Origin of the sequence: Kitasatospora sp. NPDC007106 (assembly GCF_040634455.1) — a bacterium.
In the GTDB taxonomy this organism is placed as follows: domain Bacteria; phylum Actinomycetota; class Actinomycetes; order Streptomycetales; family Streptomycetaceae; genus Kitasatospora; species Kitasatospora arboriphila.
Map to the genome: position 1 here is coordinate 1 of NZ_JBEYFP010000388.1, position 5,704 is coordinate 5,704.

The 5,704-nt window shown below is 77.0% G+C and carries 5 protein-coding genes; 2 read left to right on the forward strand and 3 right to left on the reverse strand.

From position 1 onward, the window contains the following. Positions 1-193: 193 nt before the first annotated feature. Positions 194-3,223, forward strand: a complete 3,030-nt coding sequence (locus ABZ641_RS24180) for a BTAD domain-containing putative transcriptional regulator (protein ID WP_359984810.1) — start codon at positions 194-196, stop codon at positions 3,221-3,223. A 79-nt stretch (positions 3,224-3,302) separates the two neighbouring features. On the opposite strand, the gene ABZ641_RS24185 is transcribed toward ABZ641_RS24180, so the two are convergent. After that, on the reverse strand, positions 3,303-3,563 hold the full coding sequence (locus tag ABZ641_RS24185) for a hypothetical protein (protein ID WP_359984813.1): 261 nt from the start codon (positions 3,561-3,563) through the stop codon (positions 3,303-3,305). Positions 3,564-3,850: 287 nt separating this feature from the next. On the opposite strand from ABZ641_RS24185, the gene ABZ641_RS24190 reads away from it, so the two are divergent. After that, positions 3,851-4,012 carry a hypothetical protein gene (locus ABZ641_RS24190; RefSeq protein WP_344627602.1) on the forward strand — a complete coding sequence of 54 codons (162 nt, stop codon included), beginning with the start codon at positions 3,851-3,853 and terminating at the stop codon, positions 4,010-4,012. On the opposite strand, the gene ABZ641_RS24195 is transcribed toward ABZ641_RS24190, so the two are convergent. Both ABZ641_RS24195 and ABZ641_RS24200 read right to left on the reverse strand, forming a co-directional pair. Further along, a complete protein-coding gene (locus ABZ641_RS24195; RefSeq protein WP_359984816.1) occupies positions 4,013-5,353 on the reverse strand; it encodes a helix-turn-helix transcriptional regulator in 1,341 nt (446 codons plus the stop codon). A 107-nt stretch (positions 5,354-5,460) separates the two neighbouring features. Then, a partial coding sequence (locus tag ABZ641_RS24200; protein WP_359984819.1) for a hypothetical protein occupies positions 5,461-5,704 on the reverse strand: 244 nt, incomplete at its 5' end.

Below are 5,704 nucleotides of genomic sequence, written 5' to 3' on the forward strand. Positions count from 1 at the left end.
GGTCGGCCGGGCGTCCGGCCGGCGGTGCGCCCGGCGCGGGCCGGACGAGCGGGGCGCGAACCGCGGCACCGGTTGTCCGCGTCCTGTCGACCGGGTGCCCGGGATTCCAGTCGATCGACGGGGGTGCCCGCCCGGGGCCGGGGCTAGCCTGACCCCGGGGGTGGGGCAGATCAGCGGCAAAGGGCACGAATCCATGGACGATCTCAGGCTCTCCGTCCTGGGGCCGATGCAGGTGCGGCGGGGGGCGGCGCAGCTCAGGACGGGCGGCCCGCAGCAGCAGGCGATGCTCGCGGTGCTCCTGCTGCGGCGCGGACTCGCCGTCGGCGCGGGAGAGTTGGCGGAGGCCATCTGGGGCGACGAGCCGCCCGGCACGGCCACCGGCATCATCCGGACGTACGCCTGGCGGTGGCGGCGCGTCCTGGAGGACGGCGAGGGCCCGCAGGTGCTGGCCACCGGCGGCGACGGCTACCGGCTCGACCTGCCGACCTCCGCGGTGGACGTCTTCCGCGCGGAGGAGGCGGCGGCCTGCGCCGAGCGGGCGAGCACCGACGGCGAGACCGCCCAGGCGCGCGATCTCCTCGACGCGGCACTGGCGTTCTGGCGGGGCGAACCGCTCGCCGGCATCCCCGGGCCGTTCGCCGACCGGTGGCGGCGGCTGCTCGCGGACCGCCGGCTGGCGCTGCTGGAGGAGCGGATCGCCCTGGACCTCGCGCTCGGCGGCCACCGGCGCTGCGTCCCCGAGCTGACCGAGCTCGCCGCGGCGCACCCGTTGCGCGAGCGGGTCCACCTGTTGCTGATGCGGGCGCTGGCGCAGGCCGGCCGCACCGCCGACGCGCTGGCCGCCTTCCGCGCCGTACGCCGCACCCTGGTGGGTGAGTTGGGGATCGGGCCGGGTGCCGAGCTGGAGTCCGAGCACCGCCGGATCCTGGCCGGCGGGAGCGTGGCCGCCGCGCCGTCGCAGCCCGCGGTCCGGGCCCCCGCGCCGCGGGCCGCGGCACAGCCGGTGCCAGAGCCGGTGCCCGGGCCGGTGCCGCGGCGGCCGGCCGCCGCCGTGCTGCCGGTGCCCGGCCAACTGCCGCCCGACACGTCGGACTTCGTGGGCCGGGAGACGCTGGTGATGGCGCTGGGCGAGGCGCTGGTCTCGCCGGTGAACGGGTCGCCCGCGATCGTGTCGGTGGCCGGCATGGGCGGGGTCGGCAAGACCACCCTGGCGCTCCACGTCGCCCACCAGGTCCGCCGGTTCTTCCCGGACGGCCAGCTCTACGCGGACCTGCGCGGGGAGGGCCCGGACGGCGGCCGCCCGGCGGCCGTGCTGGCCAACTTCCTGACGGCGCTCGGCATCACGCCGGAGGCGGTGCCGGACGGCACGGAGGACAGGTCCGCGCTGCTCCGCTCGCTGCTCGCGGACCGCCGGCTGCTCCTGGTGCTGGAGAACGCGGACGAGGCCGCCTCGGTGCGCCCGCTGCTGCCCGGCACCGCCGGCTCCGCCGTCCTGCTCACCAGCCGTACGGGGGCGGCGAGTTCGCTCGCCACCCTGCACACCGACCTGGAGCTGTTCACCCCGGAGGAGGCGCTCGGCCTGCTCGGCCGGGTGATCGGCCCGGAGCGGCTGGCCGCCGAGCGGCCCGCCGCGCTCGGACTCGTCTCGGCCTGCGGCCACCTGCCGCTGGCGGTGCGGATCGTGGCGGCCCGGCTGGCGGCCCGTCCGGCGTGGACGGTCGCCAGCATGAACGACCGGCTGGCGGTGGAGGTCCGCCGGATCGACGAGCTGCGGATCGGCGACCTCGCGGTGGAGGCCGCGTTCGCCCTCGGCTACCGGCAGCTCTCGGCGGACCAGGCCCGGGCCTTCCGGCTGGTGGCCGCGGTGCCGGGGCCGGACATCGGGCTGAACGCCGCGGCGGCGGTGCTCGCGGTCGGCCGGGACGACGCCGAGGACCTGCTGGAGTCCCTGGTGGACGTCAGGATGGTGGAGTCGCTGCGGATCGGCCGCTACCGGTACCACGACCTGCTGCGCTCCTTCGCGCAGCGGACCTCGCGGCGCACCGACCCCGGCGAGGCCGCGGCCGCCCGGCAGCGGCTGCTCGGGTTCCTGACCGCGACCGGGCACGAGGCCTTCCGGCAGGGCTGCCCGGGGGACGAGATCGACCAGGTGTTCGCCCGGCCGTCGACCACGGGGCTGTCCTTCGCCGACCGCGTCGCGGCGCAGGCCTGGGTGTCGGCGGAGTCCGGGACGGCCGTCGCGCTGGCGCACCGGATCGGCACCGAGCCGCCGGACGGGGAGGGCGCCGACCCGGACCACCGGGAGCGGCTGAACGGCGCGGTCGACCTGCTGGTCATGCTGAGCCCGTTCGAACTGGGCCCGCACCGGGGGCCGTTGACCGAGGCGGTGGACGCGCTGGCCGAGGCGGCCGTCCGGCGGGGCGACGCCCGCGCCGAGGGCCGGGCGCGCTTCCTGCGCGGCAACATCGCGCTCGACCTGCACCGGCTCTCCGAGGCGCGCCGCCAGACCCGGCTGGCCGCGGCCGCCAGCCGGGCGGCCGGCGACACCGCGATCCTGCGGCAGGTGCTCAACGACGGCGGCCTGGTCGCCCAGTACCTGGCGGACTACGAGGAGGCCGACGCGCTCTACGGCGAGGCGGTCGAGCTGGCACGCCGGCTGGGGCACCGGGCCGGCGAGGTGGCCACCCGGGTCAACGTCGCGCTGGCCCGGGTGTACGGCGGCCGGGCCGAGGAGGGCGCGGCGGTCTGCCGCGCGGTGCTCGCGGACCTGGCGCGGGGCCTGCCCGGCGGCCCGGCGGAGGAGGGCCCCGGCCGGGCCTACGCGATGTACGTGCTGGGCCTGGCCCTGCACACGCTGGGGGACCACCCGGAGGCCGCCGAGTGGTTCGGCCGCAGCATGGCGCTGGCCTCCGGCCTCGGTCTGGAGGTGCGGGCCGCGCAGTCCCGCTACCGGCTGGCAGACAGCCTGCGGGCGGCGGGCCGGCTCCGGCAGGCGGTGGAACACGCCGAGGCCGCCCTCGCCGCCTGCGAGGACCTGGGCGCCGAACGCGACCAGGCGCACGCGCTGCTGGCGCTGGGCCGCGCGCTGACGGAGCTCGGCGAGGAGGGCCGGGCCCGGGCCTGCCTGCTGCGGGCCCGGGCGCTGTTCACCGGACTCGGCCTGCCGGTGGACGCGCACCACGCGGACCTGGTGGCCGGCCTGGTGGCGGTGCGGACGGTCTGAGGCCCGTCGGGAGGCGTACCCGGTGCCCGGCACCCGGGTACGCCGCCCGGCCGGAGCGGGCCGGGCGGCGGGCGGTGCGTCAGGAGACGGTCGGCGGCCGGTGGTAGTCGGCCCCGGTGCTGTTCCACGAACCGATGTGGATGTCCGCGGTGTGCGGCAAGGACCCGCCGGAGGTGTCCCCGGCGGAGGCGCCGGTGTTGTTCCAGGACTCGATCGGGATGTCCGCGGAGGCGGCGCCCGCGGGGGAGGTGCCCGCGGTGCCGAGCAGCAGCACGGCCGCCGCCGCGCCGGTGAGCAGCGCCCGCCGCAGGACCCGCCGCATTTCCGTCGCCTTCTTCATCTCCGGTCCGCCTTTCTGTCGGCCCCCGGTCGGACGCGCGTCGCACCGGGGTCGGAATTCCGGTGGCGCACGCGTGGGCCGGGCGGCGTTTATCGGGTTGTACATCGGTTGTAGATGTGCTCGGGATAGCGTTCCTGTGTGCCGTCGACCACGGCACGGAAGACCGCCGGAGAGCATTCCGGCGGGTGCTTTCCGGAGCCGTCCGGGGGATTCCCGGCCGGCTCCGACCGGGGTGTCCGGCGTACCGGCCGGGCCCCCGTCCCGCACTCGGTTACTCAGGAGTTGTCATGCGTCGAATCCCGGTTGGAACGGCCTGTGCCGGCCTCGTCCTCGCCCTGCTGGCCGTCCTCGGGTGGGCCGCGTCGCCGGTCGCCGGCGGTGCGGTCACCGCGGACGGCGCGGTGGTGTCGACCGACGCGACGACCGGGGACTTCCCGGCCTGCTGCTGATCAGCGGCGGCGGGCCGGACCGGAGCGGTGGGGCAGCAGGCTGCCCCGCCGCCCCAGGCAGCGCATGCCCTGCTGGTAGGCGTGCACGGCCCCTTCGCTCTCGCCGGCCCTGTCGAGGATCTCGGCGAGCTCGGCCCAGGCGAAGGCGGCCTGCCGGTCCGCGCCGGACGCCTCCAGCATCAGCGCGCCCCGCTCGCAGGACTCGCGGGCGCCGGCCTCGTCGCCCTGCTCCTGGAGGGCCGCGGCGAGGACGAGCAGCGTCCGGGCGGTCTCCAGGCGGTGGCCGGGGCCGAGCAGTTCCAGGGCTCTGCGGGCGTGCTCGGCCGCGGCCGCCGGGTCGGCGGCGAGCAGTTCGGCGCGGGCCATCGCGGTCTCGCAGTACGCCAGGTCGATGCTGCTGCCTTCGCGGACGAGGGTGTCGGCGCTGCGGCGCAGCAGGTCCCTGGCCGCCTCGACGTCGGGTTCGTCGCGCTGCAGCAGCACGGTGGCGTAGGCGTTGCGGAGGCGGGCGACGGCCCGCTCGTTCTCGCCCTCCGCGTAGATCGCCAGCGCCCGCTGCACCAGCATCAGGGCGTTCTCCGAGTCGCCGCTGCGGTGGGCCGCCAGGCTGGCGTTCCAGTAGACGGCGCCGAGCGCCTTCGGGTCCTCCACCTGCCGGGCCTGCTCCAGGCCGAGCGAGGCGAGGTAGGAGGCGCGGTGCAGGTCGCCGCGTTCGGAGTGCAGCCCGACCAGGGTGGACAGCAGTTCCATGCCGGTGACGGTGGGCAGCAGGCCGAGCCGCTGCACCTCGGCGAGGGTGGTCTCGGCGAGGTCGACGGCGTGCGCGAGGTCGCCGAGCTCGCGGTAGCAGCGGCAGAGCGCGACCACCACGGTGAGCCGGCCGGCGCCCTGCCGGGCGGGCCGGCCGCCGGCGTGCAGCCGTTCGTAGCGCACCACGGCCTCCTCCAGCCGCCCGCACAGCTCCAGCGCCTGGGCGGTGCCGAGTTCGGCCTGGGCGGCGATGTCCTCCTGGCCGGCGTCCGAGGCCTCGGCGGAGACCTTCTCGTAGGCGCGCAGCGCGCCCTCGCTGTCGCCGTTGCGCAGCATGATCTCCGCGTAGCGGAGCTCGACCTCGATGTCCTCGGTGCGGGCGCGCGGCATCAGCCCGAGCAGCGCCTTCGGGTCGCAGCCGAGCCGCTCGGCGAGCTGCTCGACCACGCGGGTGGTCGGCACCCGCTTGCCCGCCTCCAGCAGGGAGACGTAGCTGGGCGACAGGTCGTCCCCGGCCAGGTCGGCCTGCGAGAGTTTCGCGGCCCGCCGGAGCTGCCGGATCCGGTTGCCGAGCTCTTGGTTGTCCGCCACGGCGCACCCCTTCTTGACTCGATCGCGAGACTATCAGTCGCGGAGCGCTGTCAAGGAGGGTTCCGATCATTCCGGCCGTTCGGGCCGGGCCGTGGGGTGTCACCGGCTCAGCCCTCCCGGCGGGCGTGCAGCCGCAGGTAGACGCAGCGCCCGGAGCGGTACAGGCCCGCCGAGTCGCGGCCGACCCGGTCGGCGAAGAAGCGGGCGTAGGCGGCACGGGGTCCCTCGTCCAGGGTGCCGAGCAGCCGGGCGGCCTCCGCGGGCAGGCGGTCCAGCGAGCGGAGCACCCCGGCGGTGATGTCCTCCACCGCCTCGACGCACAGCCCGGCCGCGGCGGCGGCGCGGGCCGGG

Bases quoted from the DNA above. Each gene is read 5' to 3' on its own strand.
- ABZ641_RS24180 (WP_359984810.1), top strand. From the start codon at position 194: ATGGACGATCTCAGGCTCTCCGTCCTGGGGCCGATGCAGGTGCGGCGG.
- ABZ641_RS24185 (WP_359984813.1), bottom strand. From the start codon at position 3,563: ATGAAGAAGGCGACGGAAATGCGGCGGGTCCTGCGGCGGGCGCTGCTC.
- ABZ641_RS24190 (WP_344627602.1), top strand. From the start codon at position 3,851: ATGCGTCGAATCCCGGTTGGAACGGCCTGTGCCGGCCTCGTCCTCGCC.